The organism is Rhodobacteraceae bacterium IMCC1335 (assembly GCA_039640495.1).
Lineage (GTDB): Bacteria > Pseudomonadota > Alphaproteobacteria > Rhodobacterales > Rhodobacteraceae > Thalassovivens.
The window spans coordinates 3,646,399-3,663,476 of sequence record CP046864.1 but is presented as its reverse complement, the minus strand read 5'-3'; the positions used below and the strand labels follow the sequence as shown (position 1 = coordinate 3,663,476).

General features: G+C 49.9%; 15 protein-coding genes. 12 read left to right on the top strand and 3 right to left on the bottom strand.

What is annotated here, in order from left to right; all coding sequences use genetic code 11:
* The first annotated feature begins 20 nt into the window (after nucleotides 1–20).
* From GN241_17800 to GN241_17785, 4 genes are all read left to right on the top strand, one after another.
* Complete coding sequence (locus tag GN241_17800) at nucleotides 21–674, top strand: DUF47 family protein (protein ID XAT59051.1); 654 nt, start codon at nucleotides 21–23, stop codon at nucleotides 672–674.
* Entirely contained in the window at nucleotides 674–1,726 is a 1,053-nt protein-coding gene (locus GN241_17795; protein XAT59050.1) for an inorganic phosphate transporter, read from the top strand. The genes GN241_17800 and GN241_17795 overlap by 1 nt, the downstream gene beginning before the upstream one ends.
* A gap of 146 nt (nucleotides 1,727–1,872) precedes the next feature.
* Nucleotides 1,873–3,180, top strand: a complete 1,308-nt coding sequence (locus GN241_17790) for a hypothetical protein (protein XAT59049.1) — start codon at nucleotides 1,873–1,875, stop codon at nucleotides 3,178–3,180.
* Nucleotides 3,181–3,195: 15 nt separating this feature from the next.
* A complete protein-coding gene (locus GN241_17785) occupies nucleotides 3,196–4,284 on the top strand; it encodes a helix-turn-helix domain-containing protein (GenBank protein XAT59048.1) in 1,089 nt (362 codons plus the stop codon).
* Between the two features lie 25 nt (nucleotides 4,285–4,309).
* On the opposite strand, the gene GN241_17780 is transcribed toward GN241_17785, so the two are convergent.
* Nucleotides 4,310–5,236, bottom strand: coding sequence for a LysR family transcriptional regulator (locus GN241_17780; protein ID XAT59047.1), 927 nt, complete (start codon nucleotides 5,234–5,236; stop codon nucleotides 4,310–4,312).
* 186 nt (nucleotides 5,237–5,422) lie between these two features.
* Between GN241_17780 and GN241_17775 the strand changes: the two genes are divergently transcribed.
* The 8 genes from GN241_17775 to GN241_17740 all read left to right on the top strand — a co-directional run bounded on the left by GN241_17775 (nucleotide 5,423) and on the right by GN241_17740 (nucleotide 14,456).
* Complete coding sequence (locus tag GN241_17775) at nucleotides 5,423–6,580, top strand: ATP-binding cassette domain-containing protein (protein XAT59046.1); 1,158 nt, start codon at nucleotides 5,423–5,425, stop codon at nucleotides 6,578–6,580.
* Nucleotides 6,580–7,530 (top strand): ABC transporter permease subunit, encoded by a 951-nt coding sequence (locus GN241_17770; GenBank protein ID XAT59045.1) that lies wholly within the window; start codon nucleotides 6,580–6,582, stop codon nucleotides 7,528–7,530. Before GN241_17775 ends, GN241_17770 begins: the two co-directional genes overlap by 1 nt.
* Complete coding sequence (locus tag GN241_17765) at nucleotides 7,530–8,426, top strand: ABC transporter permease subunit (protein XAT59044.1); 897 nt, start codon at nucleotides 7,530–7,532, stop codon at nucleotides 8,424–8,426. The genes GN241_17770 and GN241_17765 overlap by 1 nt, the downstream gene beginning before the upstream one ends.
* A 101-nt stretch (nucleotides 8,427–8,527) precedes the next feature.
* Nucleotides 8,528–9,772: an extracellular solute-binding protein gene (locus GN241_17760; GenBank protein XAT59043.1), complete on the top strand. Its 1,245-nt coding sequence runs from the start codon at nucleotides 8,528–8,530 to the stop codon at nucleotides 9,770–9,772.
* Between the two features lie 80 nt (nucleotides 9,773–9,852).
* Entirely contained in the window at nucleotides 9,853–11,139 is a 1,287-nt protein-coding gene (gabT, locus tag GN241_17755) for a 4-aminobutyrate--2-oxoglutarate transaminase (protein XAT59042.1), read from the top strand.
* 40 nt (nucleotides 11,140–11,179) lie between these two features.
* The gene (locus GN241_17750; protein ID XAT59041.1) at nucleotides 11,180–12,304 is read left to right on the top strand and encodes a zinc-binding dehydrogenase; all 1,125 of its coding nucleotides are present in this window, start codon (nucleotides 11,180–11,182) and stop codon (nucleotides 12,302–12,304) included.
* 18 nt (nucleotides 12,305–12,322) lie between these two features.
* The gene (locus GN241_17745; GenBank protein ID XAT59040.1) at nucleotides 12,323–13,087 is read left to right on the top strand and encodes a TIM barrel protein; all 765 of its coding nucleotides are present in this window, start codon (nucleotides 12,323–12,325) and stop codon (nucleotides 13,085–13,087) included.
* A 1-nt stretch (nucleotide 13,088) separates the two neighbouring features.
* Nucleotides 13,089–14,456: an aspartate aminotransferase family protein gene (locus tag GN241_17740; protein XAT59039.1), complete on the top strand. Its 1,368-nt coding sequence runs from the start codon at nucleotides 13,089–13,091 to the stop codon at nucleotides 14,454–14,456.
* 59 nt (nucleotides 14,457–14,515) lie between these two features.
* On the opposite strand, the gene GN241_17735 is transcribed toward GN241_17740, so the two are convergent.
* Nucleotides 14,516–16,066: a sulfatase-like hydrolase/transferase gene (locus GN241_17735; GenBank protein ID XAT59038.1), complete on the bottom strand. Its 1,551-nt coding sequence runs from the start codon at nucleotides 16,064–16,066 to the stop codon at nucleotides 14,516–14,518.
* Nucleotides 16,067–16,157: 91 nt separating this feature from the next.
* A complete protein-coding gene (locus GN241_17730) occupies nucleotides 16,158–16,994 on the bottom strand; it encodes an EamA family transporter (GenBank protein ID XAT59037.1) in 837 nt (278 codons plus the stop codon).
* Nucleotides 16,995–17,078 lie beyond the last annotated feature (84 nt).

The following is a 17,078-nucleotide window of genomic DNA, read 5'->3' as shown; positions in this document are numbered from 1 at the left end:
AGAAAGGCAGGTTTAACCTGATGATAAGTGCTAGGCTGTTTCGGCGAACAAAAGACCTTGAGTCGCAGGTAGATAAGTTTTTTGATCAATTGTCGGAAGCTGCTGTTATCTATCGGCTGGCCGTCCGCGGGTATTTACGCGCGGGTGTTTCAGAAGAATTTACAGCGCGTCTAGAGCATGTCAGCGCGAAAGAAACAGAGGCTGATAGTTTAAGGCGGCAGATCGAACATGCGCTTTACACGAACTTGCTGATACCAGATTCGCGCGGTGACGTTTTGGGGTTGATCGAAACCGCCGATGAAATTCTTTCGCTGTTCAAAAGTTCTCTTTGGGCTTTTGAAGTGGAAACTCCGGAAATTCATAAAGATTTGAATGCCGGGTATCGACGGTTAACGAATATGGTGGTGAAATCGGTTGATGAATTGGCCGCCGGGTGCCGGGTATTCTTTCGATCACCGCATTTGGTGTCGAGCTATAATGCAAAGGTAACGCTCTATGAAAAAGAAGCTGATAAAATTAGCTATGCTTTGAAAAAACAAATTTTTTCTTCAGATATAGGGCTTGCTGAGAAAATACACTTAAGAGAATTTGTGGATCACATTGATGCAATCGCGGATCAGGCCGAGGATGTGGCAGACCGTTTGACGATTTACGCGGTTAAAAGACAAAGCTGATGCTGTTTGACCCTCTTGTTCTGTTGTTTCTATCAAGCGGTTTGTTTTTGGGCTGGGCGCTTGGTGCCAATGATGCAGCAAATGTGTTTGGCACAGCGGTTGGCACCAAAATGCTCAGCTGGCGGTCTGCGGCGATCATTTGCTCGTTATTTGTTGTGCTTGGTGCGGTAATTTCTGGGGCGGGCACAACGCATACGCTCGGGAAATTAGGCGCTATTTCTGCTTTGCCCGGCGCCTTCATGACGGCGTTATCAGCGGCGCTTGCCGTGTTTTCGATGACCCGGGCCGGTTTGCCCGTTTCCACATCCCAGGCCATTGTGGGCGCTATTATAGGGTGGAATTTCTTTTCGAATAATCCCACCGATAGTGTGGTCTTAACAAAAATCCTAAGCACTTGGATCATTTGCCCGATTTTATCGGGGGTAATCGCGATCATTCTCATAAAAGCGTTTAAATTCTGTGCAAAACGCCTGTCGGTTCATATGGTTTTTGCGGATGCGTTTAAGCGCATTGCGTTGATTCTTGCCGGCGCTTTGGGCGCCTATTCTTTGGGTGCGAATAATATCGCAAATGTGGTTGGCGTGTTCATACCCGTGCAACCAATACCCCCTTTGACGATTGGTACATTTGTGTTCAGCTCGGGGCAGCAGCTGTTGCTTTTAGGGGGATTGGCGATCGCGCTTGGCGTGTTTACCTATTCCAAGAAAGTTATGATGACGGTTGGAGACCAGCTTGGCAATCTGTCTGCGACAGCCGCGCTGATCGCGGTGATTTCGCATTCGGTTGTACTGTTTATATTTGCATCACGCGGGCTAGAAGCTTGGCTGTCCAATATGGGGTTGCCAACGATCCCCTTGGTGCCGGTTTCAAGCTCTCAGGCGCTGGTGGGGGCGGTGGTTGGTATTTCGATTCTGCAGGGTTTATCCGCCATTCGATGGATGGTTCTTGGAAAGATTGTTTTTGGCTGGATCGTAACGCCCATTCTCGCTTGTTTCGTTTGTTTCATGGGTCTTTTCTTTCTTCAAAACGTTTTTGGTCTTACTGTTTTATAACAAAAATCCCTATATATTGGATCTATTGAATTTTTTATAATGGGTCTATTTGATGTGCCCAATCTTATGCTTACTAAGGTGAAGTTAAGCCGCAGTCGCGGCTTTCAATATAGGTTGACCGGATCTTAAGCAGGCGGAGAAATATAATGGATTTGAACGCATATTCTTATCCGCAGGGGCTAACGCTTTTGCAGCGCTGGCAGGCTGGGGAGGCAGCGGCGAAGGCAGAAATTAAAGATGTGTTTGACGCTGCAATCGCGGGGGAGTTTGATCAAAATTTTTCAATCCTCGCCCCCACAGATGAGGTGCATGCCACCGCGTCGGTGCATATGCTCGCCTTGGCGATTTTGCATGATATCTATGGGATTAGAGCCGCCGAGTATTACAAAACGGATCCCTATCGTTATGTGCGCGCCAATTTAACCGTTTCGCGGCTTTTAGGCGTTAATAAATTATATATTACATGGGCGCTTTACGCGTTTTCCTGCGAGGTTCTTGGGCAGAAAATGATGTATCCGGATAAATTTCCGCCCGGATCTGACCCGGATCATGCCTTGATCAACAAAGATAATTGTTTTGAGTTGGAAACGCCCGATTTTAACTCTGGGATTCCCAAAATAATTGATGATATTTTGCGCGTTACTGAAGAGCTAACCGGGATGGAGCCGCTGTTGCAGATTTCAGCGCCTTATAGTCTGGCGGCGGATATTTATGGTCAAGAGCCGCTTTTGGCGGATGTTTTACACGATCCTGATCATGTCAATAAGCTGTTAGATCATTTGGCTGACAAGGTGTTGGTGCCATGGATTGAGCATCATTTTTCTGTATTTCCAAATGGCTGGGTTGAGCTTTCCGATGCGTCCGGCTCGCCTTTTTTTATCGGACCTGAAAATTGCAAAACAATGTCGATCCGATCCATTCAGCGGATGGATAACGGCGATCTCTGGGGGGGGCGGGTTTTTGACTGTAATTATCGCGGCGATTATGTTGCCAATGTCAAAAATAAAGTGCGCAGTTCGCGGCGGCAGAGCAAGCAGCAAGTGGCCACAGCCAAAGTTGATTTGAATGAATTGACGGATATAAAGGTCAGCGTCTGTCAGAAATTTATCATGCGCCTTGAAGCGGATAAAGTGGATGTTTCCTTTTACCGGGATCAAGCGCTGGCGCGCAACATTCCGCTGACAACTGGGGTCGGGTCTTGTGAAGTTGACAGGAACAGCATCGATGATCTTGAACTCGCAAAAATAAATCTTGAAACCGCCGCGGGGGAATATGTCGCGGCCATCAAGGCGGTATGTGAGGCCATTGATCTGCCCGAAAATAATTTTGTAGATCAGCCTTGGCCCAGCCATTTGTACTTTGAGGATTTAAACGGGGAAACCGAATTTGATCTGGTGAGGTTGATCATCGGGCAGGTTTTGGAATGCCCGAAACTCGTGCGCGCGATGCGGTGAGTGGAGTTTATCGTAATGTATGTTTCAAATTTTGATCAGACCCCCCCTCAAAAAGTTGGCCAGCCCGCTGATGCGTCACAGCGGATGCAGTCGGTTGCGGAACAGGTTTATCAAAAATGTAAGATTATGATTCTGGTCGTTGATGGTGTTTCTTTAACCACGGTTGCGTCGATCATGGACCCTTTTATGCATGCCAATAAAATTCTTGGACGCGATAGGTTTGATCTCGAAAGGGTCTCTTTATTGGAGCAAGATCCGCTGACGACTGCGGGCGTCCGGCTGGCTTGTGAAAAACCCTCAAACTGCGTTTTGGCCCATGGTGATGTGAAAAACAGGCCCGATTTTGTCATGCTTGCCTGCGGCCAAGAGGTTGATAAAATCTCTCAAAAAGCGCTGCAAATCTTTCTAAGAAAACTGGCAGCAACCTCCGTGCCGTTTGTGGCTTTGGGCGCTGCCAATGCCTTTGCTGTCGCTACGGGTTTGATTAGAGCTGATAAATGCGTCGCACATTGGGAAACCATTGGGTTGCTTCGCGAAAACTTCCCGGCCATCGATTTTTTGAATGTTTTGTTCGAAACCTGCGAACGCGGCACAAGCTGTGCAGGAGAATTGGCTGCGCTTGATTTCGCCATTGCGTTTATAGAAAACCATTGTGGGTCAAGTATCGCACAAAAAATTGGAAGCCATTTTTTGCTGCAAAGCCGGCGCAGCGGGAATGCGCTGCAATTGTTGAATGGCAGCGCGATGCTCTGCTCGAATGGACGTATTCAAAAAGCGATTGCGATGATGGTTGAGAATATAGAACGCCCGATTGGCATGGATGAAATAGCATATGAGCTTAACATTTCGACGCGACAGCTCGAACGGATTTTTGCGCGGTATGGGTTTGATTCTCCCGGTCGATATTTTAAAGAATTGCGGCTGGAGCGGGCGCGGCAATTGTTAGAGCAATCGGAACTTTCTTTGGCAGAGATTTCACTGGCCTGTGGCTTTGAAAGCCAGAATAATTTCTCAAAAAGTTTCAAAAAACTTTTTGGCGTTTCGCCACGTGATTTTAGAACCCCGCGTGGTGGGTTGAAACATTTACGGGAAAATATGTTCTAAATATCTCTCATGGTCTTGGGATCATTTAACGCCGTACGAAATAATGATCGGCGGCTTTTTCATGCAGCAACGTGTCCCGACATATCTCAGAAAACGTTTCGATCAGCTTTGTTGGAATTGCGCGGTTTGTGATGGCGAGCCCGTATTGCGCAGGCGGCACGTCATCCGCCAAGGGAATATAGGCCAGTCCTGTGCCATTATAGGCCCTATTTGTGACAGGCCGCATGATCATAATCGCATAGCCTTCCCCGGCGCCCACCAAACTGCGCACCAATTCGTAGGATTTGGTTTGATGCCTGACTTTGGGGCGCAGATTATGCTGCGAAAAGCACGATAAGAAATATTGCTGTGTCAGGGGTAAGTTTAAAGACACCATACCTTTTTCAACCAGCTCTTTAAGCGCAATTGATTTTTTTGACGCTAAGGGATCATTGCGCGCGATCATGACATAAGGTTTTTCTTCGATTAAGGTTTCAAATTCAATCGAGGGATTGGGAAACATATTATACGTCAAAGCAACATCAATGGCGCCTTGTACCAATAACGTATTTAATTCATCCAAATCCGCTTCATGAATTTGCAAAGAAATATCAAGCCCGCGGGTTTCTAAAGCCTGCAAAATGATTGGAATAATAAAGGCTGCGGTGGGGGTGAAGCATCCAAGTTGAATCTTACCGCTGGAATTTTTGCTCAGGTTTTTAGCCGAATCTTCAAATTCTTCGGCATTCTCGATAAGCCGTTTGGCTTGCGCGATAAACCGCCGCCCCACCGAGGTTAGCGCCAGTTTATTCGGCCGGTCTCGGATGAATATTTTCAACCCGTATTCTTGTTCCACCTTTTGAATCGCATTGCTTAATGCAGGTTGTGAAATTGCTATTTTTTCTGAAGCCGCTTGCACCCCGCCATGATCAGCAACGGCCACTGCGTAACTCAGTTGTCTATAGGGTAACAATATAATAAATCCTTATATTAAATTAATTTATATATTATTTTACAAATAATAGAATCAATTGCAACGTTGGTCTTGTTGTGGATGCATGGCACTGAAAAAAAATAATTCGCGATTGTAATATGATTGCTGCCTAGCTTGAATACAGAAGCCGTAAACGGCGCATAAGCTAAGTAAAGGGGGGAACAAGTGGCCGGAATAGCGCTGAGTGGCGTGACCAAATCTTATGGTGGTCAGTCTGTAATAAACGGTGTGGATTTAGACATATATGATGGAGAGTTTCTCACCTTGGTCGGCCCTTCCGGTTGCGGTAAGTCGACAACGCTGAGAATAATTGCGGGCCTTGAAACGCAATCCAGCGGTGATGTCTCCATCGATGGCGTGAGCGTGAATGAAACACGGCCCAGCCTGCGCGATTTGGCAATGGTGTTCCAATCTTATGCGCTGTACCCGCATCTCACGGTTCGGCAAAATCTTATGACGCCTTTGCGCCTCAGAGATCTGAGCTTTTGGGAGCGGTTTCCCCTCTTGGGCCATTTGCTGCCCAGCCGCCGATCCAAAATGGTGCAAATTGAAAAAGAAGTCCAAATCGTTTCAGAAACGCTGAAGATTGAGCCGCTTTTGGCGCGCAAGCCAGGCCAACTTTCGGGGGGGCAAAGGCAGCGCGTTGCCTTAGGCCGCGCGATGGTACGTAACCCGGCTGCCTTTTTGATGGATGAGCCCTTATCAAATCTGGATGCAAGCTTGCGGGTGCATATGCGCGCTGAATTATCGGCGTTGCATAAGAAGCTCAAAACCACGTTTATCTATGTAACCCATGACCAGGCCGAAGCCTTAACCATGTCGGATCGCATTGCGGTGATGATGGATGGCGATTTGCTGCAATTGGGATCCCCTGAAGAGGTGTATCAAAACCCGCAGGATATTCGGGTGGCGGAATTTATTGGCAGCCCAAAAATGAATATTCTTCCAGGTCATTGCGATGAATTTGGACATATCACCTGCGCTGGTTTGAGCTTGGACGGGGTGCTTGCCAACCCCGCTCCGGGGCCCGTTTCTGTGGGATTACGGCCCGAACATTTAACGTTGAGCGACGCGGGGGCCGCGCAAAGCTTGTCCGGCAAATTGACCTATAAGGAAAATCTTGGCTCGGATGTGTTTTTTCACGTGACACAAGAGGGCAGCGAAAGCGCCATCATTATACGGGCCCAACCTTTGGCGGCAACGCCTCAAAAGCCCGGTGATACGCTTCATTGTGCCCCTGTGCCGGGCAAACCTTTGGTCTTTGGCACTGATGGGCGTCGGTTGGATTTTAACCACGTGGCCAGCTCTGGAAAGCCAGCCTGATGGGGCGCTCGAAAGCACATTATTGGTTCGTCGGTCCGGCAATTTTTTTGATGCTTTTGCTTCTGATCGCGCCTGTCTTTGTGGCTGCGGCATTGTCGATGACAGATTATAGCCTTGGCAATAGTGGTTTTAATTGGATCGGTTGGGAAAATTACGAAAAACTGTTTAGCCGCCGCAGCTATAGCAAAATGTTCACAGCCTCGCTGACCTATGTTTTGCTCGTGGTGCCGATCTCTGTGGCCTTGGGGCTGGGATCTGCGCTTTTAATTTCAAGTTTGCGCATCGGGGGTGAGCTGTATAAGGCGATCTTTTTCCTTCCCGTTATGGCCACATTGCTTGCGATGGCGATCGTCTGGGAATTTGCGCTTAACCCAATCGTTGGCGTGGTAAATGATATCTTGCGCTCTGGTTGCGATAAATCTGCAATCTATGCGCTGCTTTCGGGCTCTTGGTTGGGTTATGATCCGCTGGAAAGTTGGTATGGCTCGGCCTGCGAGAAGAAATTTCCGCTCTGGCTCGGTGATCGGCAATATGCGCTGGGCACGATTGCCTTTATTGGCATTTGGCAGGCCTTTGGTTTCAATATGGTGCTCTATCTTGCGGGGCTCACGTCCGTGCCAAGAGAGCTATATCAGGCAGCGCAAATGGATGGAGCTGACAGCGCTTGGGAGCGGTTCAGACTTGTGACTTGGCCGATGCTGGGGCCAACGCATGTGTTCGTGATAACCATTTCGTCGATCAGATCCTTTCAAGTTTTCGATACGGTGGAGGCCTTAACGGAAGGTGGCCCCTCAAAATCTACCTATGTGATGGTCTATGCCATGTTTGAAAAAGGCGTACGTCAGAACCTGCTGGGAATGGGCTCTGCGATCACGATTGTGTTTCTTATCTTCGTTCTGATCCTGACATTGGTGCAGGTGTATTTCGTCAATCGGAAGGTGCATTACTAATGTCTACTCATACAAATTGGCTGGGAGAGTTTTTCAAGCATAGTTTGTTGCTGGCCGGGGCGGTTGTGGTTTTATTGCCGTTTTATCTGATGCTGTCTTATTCGCTAAAAAGCCCGTCCGAGATTGAAACCAACACTGGTGGGTTTTTCGGGGCGCAACAAATCATGACCGATAACCGCTGCGTTAAAGCGGGCAATCCAGAAGAAGACTGCCTGATGCGCCCAATCGTTTACAATTATACGGCCGCGTTCAAAGAAGCGCCCTTGGTGCGTTATATGCTCAATGGCGTCTTCGTCACCGTGAGCATTTTTTTAATTCAGGTGATCATTGCCCTACCTTGTGCTTATGCGCTGTCTAAGCTCAGGTTTTGGGGTCGCAATGTGGTGTTCGGGATGGTCATTTTCTGTTTGCTTATCCCCGTGCATGCGATTGCCCTTCCGCTTTATATTATGCTTGCAAAAGTGGGGCTGACCAACACATATGCGGCGCTGATTGTGCCTTGGAGTATTTCGGTTTTTGGCATCTTTTTGATGCGGCAGTTTTTCATGACCGTGCCGGATGATTTGATCGATGCTGCGCGCATGGATGGGATGAGCGAATTTTCGATCGTTTGGCAGGTGATGCTGCCCACGGCCGTTCCTGCGCTGCTTGCCTTTGGTATTTTTTCAGTGGTGGCGCATTGGAATGATTATTATTGGCCGCGCGTCGTGATCACCGGGAATAAAGATCTGATGACGCCGCCCTTGGGCTTGCGGATGTTTAAATCAGACATGGATGGAAACGAATATGGCCCGATGATGGCCGCAACCACCGTGATTGTTTTGCCTTTGGTGATCGTCTTTCTGCTCGCCCAAAGGCGTTTCATCGAAGGGATCACGATGACGGGAATGAAATGAGAATTTTTAGGGATACCGGTTTGGCGGCATGCCGGCCCGGTTTAAACAAGGAGCTGCAAGCGTAAAACGCGCAAAAAGTTCCTATAATTTGGGAGGTAAAGATGAAGAACTTGACTAAATTTTCTGCACTTGCTTTGGCCACCAGCGTTCTGACGACACCGGTCCAAGCCGTTGAAATCGAGGTAGGGTATGCCTATTCCTCGTTGTTTGACGTGACGATGGAGCGGCTCATACCTGAGTTCAAAAAAGCGCATCCAGATATTGATGTGAAATTTCGGGCGACCTATGAAAATTATGAAGATGGAACCAACACAATTTTGCGCGAATCCGTCGCTGGAGATTTGCCAGATGTGACCTTTCAGGGTTTGAACCGTCAGGCATTATTGGTCGAGAAAGGCATTGCAAAATCGCTTGAACCGTTCATTGCCGCGGAAGCGGATTTCGCAAAAGATGGCTATCATCAAGCGATGTTAGACCTGGGCACATTCAACGGCGAAGTGTATGGCCTGCCCTATTCGGTGTCACTGCCGGTTGGGTATTACAATATGGATAACCTCAATGCAGTTGGCATCACAGAGCTTCCCACCACTTGGGATGAGGTCATTGCCGCGTGCCATACATTGATGAAAGCGGGTCATAAAACACCTATGTGGTGGGGCTGGAGCGTCACGGGCAACTGGTTCTTCCAGGCGTTGATGTGGAGTCAAGGCGAGCCCATCTTGAAAGATGGCAAAGTCAATTTTGACGGTGAAGCCGGCTTGGCAGCGCTTGAGCAGATGAAAAAGCTGTTCCGCGAATGTGATATGCCAAACCTGTCTGCTGGCGATGCGGGCGTGCCCTTTAATTCGGGCGAGGTGTCGATGTATTTCTGGTCAACATCTGCGGTTGGTGCGATTGAACGCGCGAAGGGTGATTTTGAACTTAAAACGGGTAAATACCCTGGCATGGGCCAAACCCCGATGGGCCTTCCTGCGGGCGGCAACTCGGTTATGATGGTGTCAACCTCTGAAGATCCAGCAGAAATCGATGCGGCTTGGAAATTTGTAAAATTTGCCACATCGGGCGTTGGCGCGGCATTGGTTGCGGAAACGACGGGTTATATCCCACCCAACAAAGCAGCAAATGATCTTTTGACCGATTTCTATGCGCAAAACCCGAATAAATACACAGCGGTTGAGCAATCTGGGTTGCTGCGCGATTGGATCGCCTATCCGGGTGATAACGGATTGGCCATCACGCAGGTTCTTTATGATGCTATGGAATCCATCGTGACAGGGGAATCTGATGATATGGCCGAGCTTCAAGAAGAGCTGGTTGAGGAGGTCAACGACCTGCTTCCAAAATAATCAGTTTATAAACAGATAAGATCTCCGGGCCTCCAAGTGCCCGGTGATCTTCGCTAACAGGTTGTAACAGGGCTTATATAATGACAACAAATACCGAAATCGAAGGTCGCCGCGACAAGTCTGTTGCCAGAGCGATCGCATATTCTTCGACCTTCATCGCTGAAAAAGCAGAGAATGCTGAAATCTGGGATGTTGAAGGCAAACGCTATATAGATTTTTGTGGCGGTATTGGCTGTCAGAATATTGGCCACCGCCATCCGCAGGTTGTTTCTGCCATTAAACATCAGTTAGACAGCCTGACGCATACCTGCTTTCAAGTCACACCTTATGAAAGTTACATCGCCCTAGCCGAGCGGCTTAACGCGCTGTATCCGGGTGATTTTGAAAAGAAATCAATGTTCTTTTCTGCAGGGGGGGAAGCCGTTGAAAACGCAATAAAGGTGGCGCGTTACCATACGAAACGGCCGGCGCTGATTACCTTTACCAATGGGTATCACGGGCGCTCTTATATGGGTATGGCGCTGAGTGCCAGAATGGTCCCTTTTAAGCAGGGTTTCGGGCCATTCCCGGGTGAAATTTTTCGCCTGCCTTTTCCGGATGCGTTTCGTGGCATAACGCTTGAGGATACAAAGCAGGCCTTTGAAACATTGTTCAGAAGCGATTGTCCACCAGATCAGATCGCCGCTATATTTGTTGAGCCGGTTCAGGGCGAGGGCGGTTACAATATCGCCTCGGGTGAGTTTCTCACCTATCTGCGGGCGCTTTGCGATACGCATGGCATCGTTTTGGTGGCAGATGAAATTCAATCAGGGATCGGGCGTACCGGCAAAATGTTTGCCTTTGAGCATTTCGGAATGTGTGCGGATCTCACCTGTGTTGGCAAAAGCATTGGCGGCGGCCTGCCGATTTCGGGGATAGTGGGCAAAGCCTCTATCATCGATACAGTGCCCCCGGGCGGATTGGGGGGCACGTTTGGCGGAAACCCGATGGCTTGCGCTGCTGCGTTGGCGGTGCTTGACGTGATTGAGAAAGAAGGCCTGTTGGATAAAGGCTTGAAAATGGGTGAGCTAATCGACTCTCGCTTGCAAAAAATGAAGCTTAAGAACTCGTTGCAATGTATTGGCGATGTGCGCGGGCTTGGCTGTATGAACGCGATCGAGCTGGTGACGGATCGTGCCAGTGGCACCCCCGATGGAGCGTTGGCGGCCAAAGTCGCCGAAATCGCTCTAAAGAAGGGTCTTATTTTGGTAACGGCGGGCCCAACACGCAATGTCATTCGTATTCTGGTGCCGCTGTCAGCGCAGTTTTCACTGGTAGAAGAAGGCCTAGACATCCTGGAAGCGTGCTTAGAAGAAGCCACGGCGTGATCTTGGCGTATAGGCCATATAAAATGACGGGAAAATGCGCATGAAAATGAAAGCCGCCATTCTCAGAACCACCTCGGCACAAAGGCCGTTCAGCGTCAGCAAACCGCTTAGTATAGAGGAGGTTGAGTTAGATCCCCCAAAGCGCGGGGAAGTCTTGATCAAGATTAAGGCCGTAGGTTTGTGCCATTCCGATCTTGTTGCGATCACCGGAGAGCGCTCCAAACCAATGCCAATTGTGATCGGGCATGAGGCGGCGGGGATCGTGGAAGAGATAGGCCAAGATGTGCAAGGCTTTGCGGTGGGCGATCACGTAGTGCCCTCTTACGTGGCCAGTTGTGGGCGCTGTGAGATGTGCAGCGTTGGCCGACCGGCACTATGTGAACCTGCAACGATTGCCAATGCAAACGCTGTTTTAAAGGATGGAACAACGCGATTGCGGCAGGGCAGCACCCGGATTCATCATCATTCAGGGGTGGCCGGCTTTGCCGAATATTCGGTTATACCCGAAGAAGCTTTGGTAAAAATTGATAAATCTGTTCCTTTTGAACATGCGGCGCTGTTTGGTTGCGGCGTGGTGACCGGTGTTGGCTCGGTGATTAATACAGCGCAGGCGAAACCGGGCCAATTTATCGCGGTGGTTGGGCTTGGCGGCGTTGGCCTTAGCGCGGTTTTGGCGGCTTTAGCGATTGGGTCTGGGAAGGTGTTGGCGCTGGATCTCAGCGAGGAGAAGTTGGCCTTTGCGCGCGAACTTGGCGTGCATCACGCGCTGAATGTGGGGGATGCGGATGTGCAGGCGCAGATCTCTGCTTTAACCGGCGGGGGCGTGCATATCGCCATCGAGACGGCAGGGTCAAATCGTGCTTTGCAGATGGCTTATGATATCACCCGCCGGGGGGGCACGACTGTGACGGCGGGAATGCCTGGCCCGGAGGCCGAGATTACTTTATCGCATTTGAAAATCGCCGCTGAAGAGCGCAGCATAAAAGGCTCTTACATGGGCAGCTGCGTGGCAAAAAGAGACATTCCGCGCTATTTGAACATGTTCCAAAATGGCAGTTTGCCAGTGGATAAATTGATGACGCGTTCGATCGGATTTGATGATTTAAATGCAGCGATGGATCGCCTTGCCGATGCAAAAACGATACGCGAAGTGCTGGTTCCGTAACCTTTGAAAGAAAGATAAATGGGGTTTAATTTTTCTGCAAATATGGGATATCTTTGGAAAGAGCTGCCGTTTTTGGACCGGATACGGAGCGCCAAAAACCACGGGTTTCACTCGCTTGAATTTCACGACGAAGCGCATTTTGAAGATCTGGGTGACTTGAAATCTCTGTTGAAAGAGGTTGGATTGCCCGTGAACAGTATGAATATACGCATGGGATCCAGTTTTGGCTACGCAGCGATTCCAGATCGCCAGCACATTGCGCAACACGACATTCGGGAGGCAGCGAGGCTTGCGCAAGAAATCGAAGCCAAGGCGTTGCATATTCTGTCAGGCCTCAGTGAGGAGACGCCAGCCGCATTTGCGACCTTTGTTGAAAATCTCGAATATGCGCTGGATCATTCGACTTTAAACATTGTGATTGAACCGGTTTGTGAAGAACAATTGCCCGGTTATTTTTTGCGGACCCTTGAGCAGGCGGGTCAAGTTTTGGACGCGGTCAACAATCCGCGGTTAAAAATTATGTTTGATTGTTACCATGTGTTCACCCAAAGCGGTGATTTAATGGAACATTTTTCACGCTATGTCGATAAAATTGGTCACATTCAAATTGCAGCGGCAGAGCAGCGCGCCGAACCGTTTCCAGGGGCGCTTGACTACGGCGTTTTACTGCCTCAGTTTCAAGCTTTGGGATATGAGGGGGCATTCGGATGCGAATACCGCCCCAAATCCAAAACAGAGGCAGGTTTAAGCTGGCGGGATCAATTTTCAACATTGGGCGGTTAAAATGGCGCAAAAATATTCCCTAAAACCGAAAGCCAGCGTGTCTGAGGGCGATGTGAACCTATCGCCTCAACGGGCAGCGTGGTCGGCGGCCCATATTGATGCCTCAACCCAAGACCTGCTTGCGCAAGACGCGCAATATTTTTTGCATCAATCGTTATCGAGCCCCTGTTTGAACGTTTTGACGCATAGCAACGGGATTTATCTGGAAGATACCCAAGGCCGCCAAATCATGGATTTTCATGGCAATAGCGTACACCAAGTTGGCTATGGCCATCCCAAAGTGGTTGAAGCGATTAAAGAGCAGTTGGATACGTTGCCATTTTGCCCGCGGCGCTACACAAATCAAACGGCGATTGATTTGGCGCGTCGTTTGGCGGAATTGGCGCCGGGGCAGCTCAATAAAATGTTATTCGCTCCTGGCGGTACCAATGCAATCGGCATGGCCTTAAAGCTGGCGCGCTATGCGACCGGGCGGCACAAAACCATTTCGATGTGGGAAAGCTTTCACGGTGCCTCACTGGATGCCATCTCGATTGGCGGGGAAAGCCTGTTTCGAAAGGATGTTGGGCCGCTTTTGCCGGGCTGTGAACATATTCCACCGCCAACGCGCGGAAAATGCCATTTCAATTGCCAAGATGAGCAGCATGAGGGCTGCCTAAACTATTTAAAATATGTGATAGAAATGGAAGGTGATATTGGGGCTTTGATCGCCGAACCCATGCGCTGGACGAGCGTCGAATTGCCACCCAAGAACTATTGGCGCCGCGTTCGTGACATTTGTGATGAACATGGCATTCTTTTGATTTTTGATGAAATTCCATCCGCGATTGGCCGTACCGGAGAAATGTTTGTCTGCGAGCATTTCGACGTGGTGCCTGATATGCTGGTGATCGGAAAAGGGCTGGGTGGAGGTATTTTCCCGATGGCGGCCTTGCTCGTGCGCGAAGATCTGGACGTAACGGGCGATCGGGCTTTGGGCCATTACACGCATGAAAAATCTTCGGTTGGTTGCGCGGCGGCTTTGGCCACGATTGACTGTTTGTTTGAGGATAGGCTTATTGAAAACGCGCGTGCGTTGGGGCGGCGTGGATTAGAGCGGCTTATAGAGATCAAAGCTAAATATCCGCTGGTTCACGATATACGGGGCTTGGGCTTGTTTTTTGGCATTGAGCTGCGGATTGATAACCAACCGGCGCTTCAAGCTGCCGAGGATATTTTATACCATTCGCTGTCACAGGGTTTGAGCTATAAAATTGGCGCTGGCTGCGTGCTGACGCTGTGCCCGCCCCTAACCATTACGGAAGCCGAGTTGTTTTCAGCATTCGATATTATTGAACAAGGCCTAAATGCCGTTGCGCCCTGCGCATAGGGGGATTTTCAGCGCTGTTTAACCGCATCGCCCGTCGAACACGGGCGGGTGCTGCACCCTTAGGCACGTTTTGTTATGTTATGGCGAAAGGCGGTTTGCGGCCCCTGTGCGGTCAGCGCGCTTAAGGCCAAACTGCGATCCATATTTTGCATTCGAAATTTCAACATTTGCCGCGTCAGACGGGCAAGGTCGGGGGCATAGTTCGCCTGTTCTGCTACGTTTTCAAACTCTCCCTTCTTTGCATGGTCAAACAGCAAAGGCGGCAGATCGCCGGCAAATTCAACCAGCGTGAATTGCGCATCGCGTAAAATGCTTAAACTGCACTCATCAACGGATAGTCCCAGCTGCTTTTGCCATTCAGTCGGAAAAAGGGGATGCCCAAAATTTAGCTCTGAGAAGGTGAATTTGCGCCAGTTTTCAGGAGCCTCACCTTTTATAAGGGGCATTAAAGACCGCCCATCCATTGAATTTGGGATATCTGATCCGATCCAGTCAAGAATTGTGGGGGCAACATCCACACTTTCAGTTTGCAGCTGCACTTGCATTCCAGATTGGGCCTGTAGCTGCGGTGCTCGGATAATAAGGGGTGTGTGATAGGCAGCGTTATAAACGCTCATTTTGCCCCATGCGTGGCGATCGCCCAACATCTCGCCATGATCGGCGGTGATGATCACCAACGTGTCTTCATAGTGGCCCGCTTGTTTCAAATCGGTGATCACCCGTCCGATATGGTGGTCTACTTCGCTTGCAAGCCCGAGATATACGGCGCGTAAAGCCTGCACTATACCCTTGTCGGGCTTTAAATCAGGCATTCCAGATACGAAATCCGCTGGGGTTGCGCTGTCAAACATAGGGGCGAAAAACGGATGCACGGCTTCTTCTGCAACCTGACTGTTGAGGCGGTGGGGCAAGGGTAGTTTTTGGGGATCATAAAGCGTATTATAGGGGGCCGGCGCGACCAAAGGCGGGTGCGGGCGCAAATAGGTTAAATGCGCAAACCAATTGGGGGGTTCGCGGGTTGCGCTATCGGCTAAATAGGCATTTGTTAAAAAAGCCGTATCGCTGTCTTTTGCGGCGTAAAGCGCTGGGTCAGTGACTTTGGGGTGGGCTCCATGAGCGGCCACGGGAATGTATAAATCATCATGATTTTTGAAAATATAGCCCTGCGCTGCTAAATGCGACAGCCAGGGAATAGATTGCTCAGACCGCATTTCGAGCTGTTCTTGAAACCCGGGCATCACATATTCATAGGTTGTTAGCGCGGGATCATCTGCTGCGTGAACGCGCGGGTCCAGTGAGGTGTCAGTATAGCCATAAAGAAGCGGCAGATAGCCTGAGTTACGCAATTCGTTTGGAAGGCTTGGAATGTCATGGCGCAGCGGTGCACCATTGCGCACAGATCGGTGGTTCATCGAATATTGCCCCGTCAAAAGCGAGGCGCGCGATGGTCCGCAGGGATTTGTGACTGAAAAATTGCGGGTAAACGTTACCGCTTCGCTCATAAACTGGCGCAAGTTGGGTAAATCTACATGCGTGGCAAGCGCCCCTGTCAGACAATCTGCCCGCAGCTGGTCAATCACGATAAACAGAACGTTGCGCGGCTTGGTCATTTGGTTTCCTTTTACGCTAGAGCGGATGATAGGTAATCCTTATCAGGCGGTCTAGCGGGGATTGCGCGGTTTTTCCTGCAAAGTTCGGATTCTAAGAAAGCGCAATTAGAATCACGCCAAAAGCAACAACGCATGCGGCGAAGATGCGCATCAAAACAGGCCGCTCTTTAAACCAAATGACCCCGATGAGCGCCGCCAAAATAACCGATGTTTCGCGGATCGCGGCGACCAAAGCCAAAGGCGCTAAGGTTTGCGCAAAAACCGCCAAAGCATAAGACAGGCTTGAAAGAACCCCGCCTGAAAACCCCGTCAAAAATTGTTTTATACCATTTTGTCTGATCAAGGCGCGCCGAGGCATCAGCACGAATAGTGTGACACAGATTTCGGCGGTAAAAAGCCATGTTATATATGAGAGAGGTGCACCTGAGACGCGTACCCCAATCCCATCCACGATCGAATAAGCCGCCACCATCAAAGCGGTGATGAAGGCCGGAAACAGGGCTTTTTTAAGCGCGCCCGTGGCGCGGGATACGACCAGAATTGTAACGCCGCAAGAGACACCGATGATTCCGCCCCAAGCCATGGGCGATAGGATTTCCCCCGGCCAGATTGTGGCGCCCAGGGCAATTAAAACCGGCGCTGCCCCGCGCGCAATTGGATAGGCCAGTGAAAGATCGCTGTGTTTATAAGCTGCGATCAGGAAAAAGTAATAGCCCCAATGGATCACCGTTGAGGCAATAATGTAGGGCAGCGCGGCCATATCCGGCGCGGGTAGGATTAAAAAAAACGGCAGGGCGGGCACGAAATGCCCTAAAGAGACCAAGCCAATCGACAATGCGCGATCCGTGGCTCCCTTGAGCATAGCATTCCATGTGGCGTGCAAAAGCGCCGCGCTTAAAGCGATTAGAATGACCCCGGTGCTTATCATTGGGCCCCAAGCACTGTTGTACGGGTGCCGTCAAAGCTTTCCGTGCTAGTCACGAAATGTCAGCATGCCCGCGCCGCCCGTCAC

Coding starts and splice junctions, on each gene's coding strand:
- GN241_17800 (XAT59051.1), top strand. CDS start 21: ATGATAAGTGCTAGGCTGTTTCGGCGAACAAAAGACCTTGAGTCGCAG.
- GN241_17795 (XAT59050.1), top strand. CDS start 674: ATGCTGTTTGACCCTCTTGTTCTGTTGTTTCTATCAAGCGGTTTGTTT.
- GN241_17790 (XAT59049.1), top strand. CDS start 1,873: ATGGATTTGAACGCATATTCTTATCCGCAGGGGCTAACGCTTTTGCAG.
- GN241_17785 (XAT59048.1), top strand. CDS start 3,196: ATGTATGTTTCAAATTTTGATCAGACCCCCCCTCAAAAAGTTGGCCAG.
- GN241_17770 (XAT59045.1), top strand. CDS start 6,580: ATGGGGCGCTCGAAAGCACATTATTGGTTCGTCGGTCCGGCAATTTTT.
- GN241_17765 (XAT59044.1), top strand. CDS start 7,530: ATGTCTACTCATACAAATTGGCTGGGAGAGTTTTTCAAGCATAGTTTG.
- GN241_17760 (XAT59043.1), top strand. CDS start 8,528: ATGAAGAACTTGACTAAATTTTCTGCACTTGCTTTGGCCACCAGCGTT.
- gabT (XAT59042.1), top strand. CDS start 9,853: ATGACAACAAATACCGAAATCGAAGGTCGCCGCGACAAGTCTGTTGCC.
- GN241_17750 (XAT59041.1), top strand. CDS start 11,180: ATGAAAATGAAAGCCGCCATTCTCAGAACCACCTCGGCACAAAGGCCG.
- GN241_17745 (XAT59040.1), top strand. CDS start 12,323: ATGGGGTTTAATTTTTCTGCAAATATGGGATATCTTTGGAAAGAGCTG.
- GN241_17740 (XAT59039.1), top strand. CDS start 13,089: ATGGCGCAAAAATATTCCCTAAAACCGAAAGCCAGCGTGTCTGAGGGC.
- GN241_17735 (XAT59038.1), bottom strand. CDS start 16,066: ATGACCAAGCCGCGCAACGTTCTGTTTATCGTGATTGACCAGCTGCGG.
- GN241_17730 (XAT59037.1), bottom strand. CDS start 16,994: ATGATAAGCACCGGGGTCATTCTAATCGCTTTAAGCGCGGCGCTTTTG.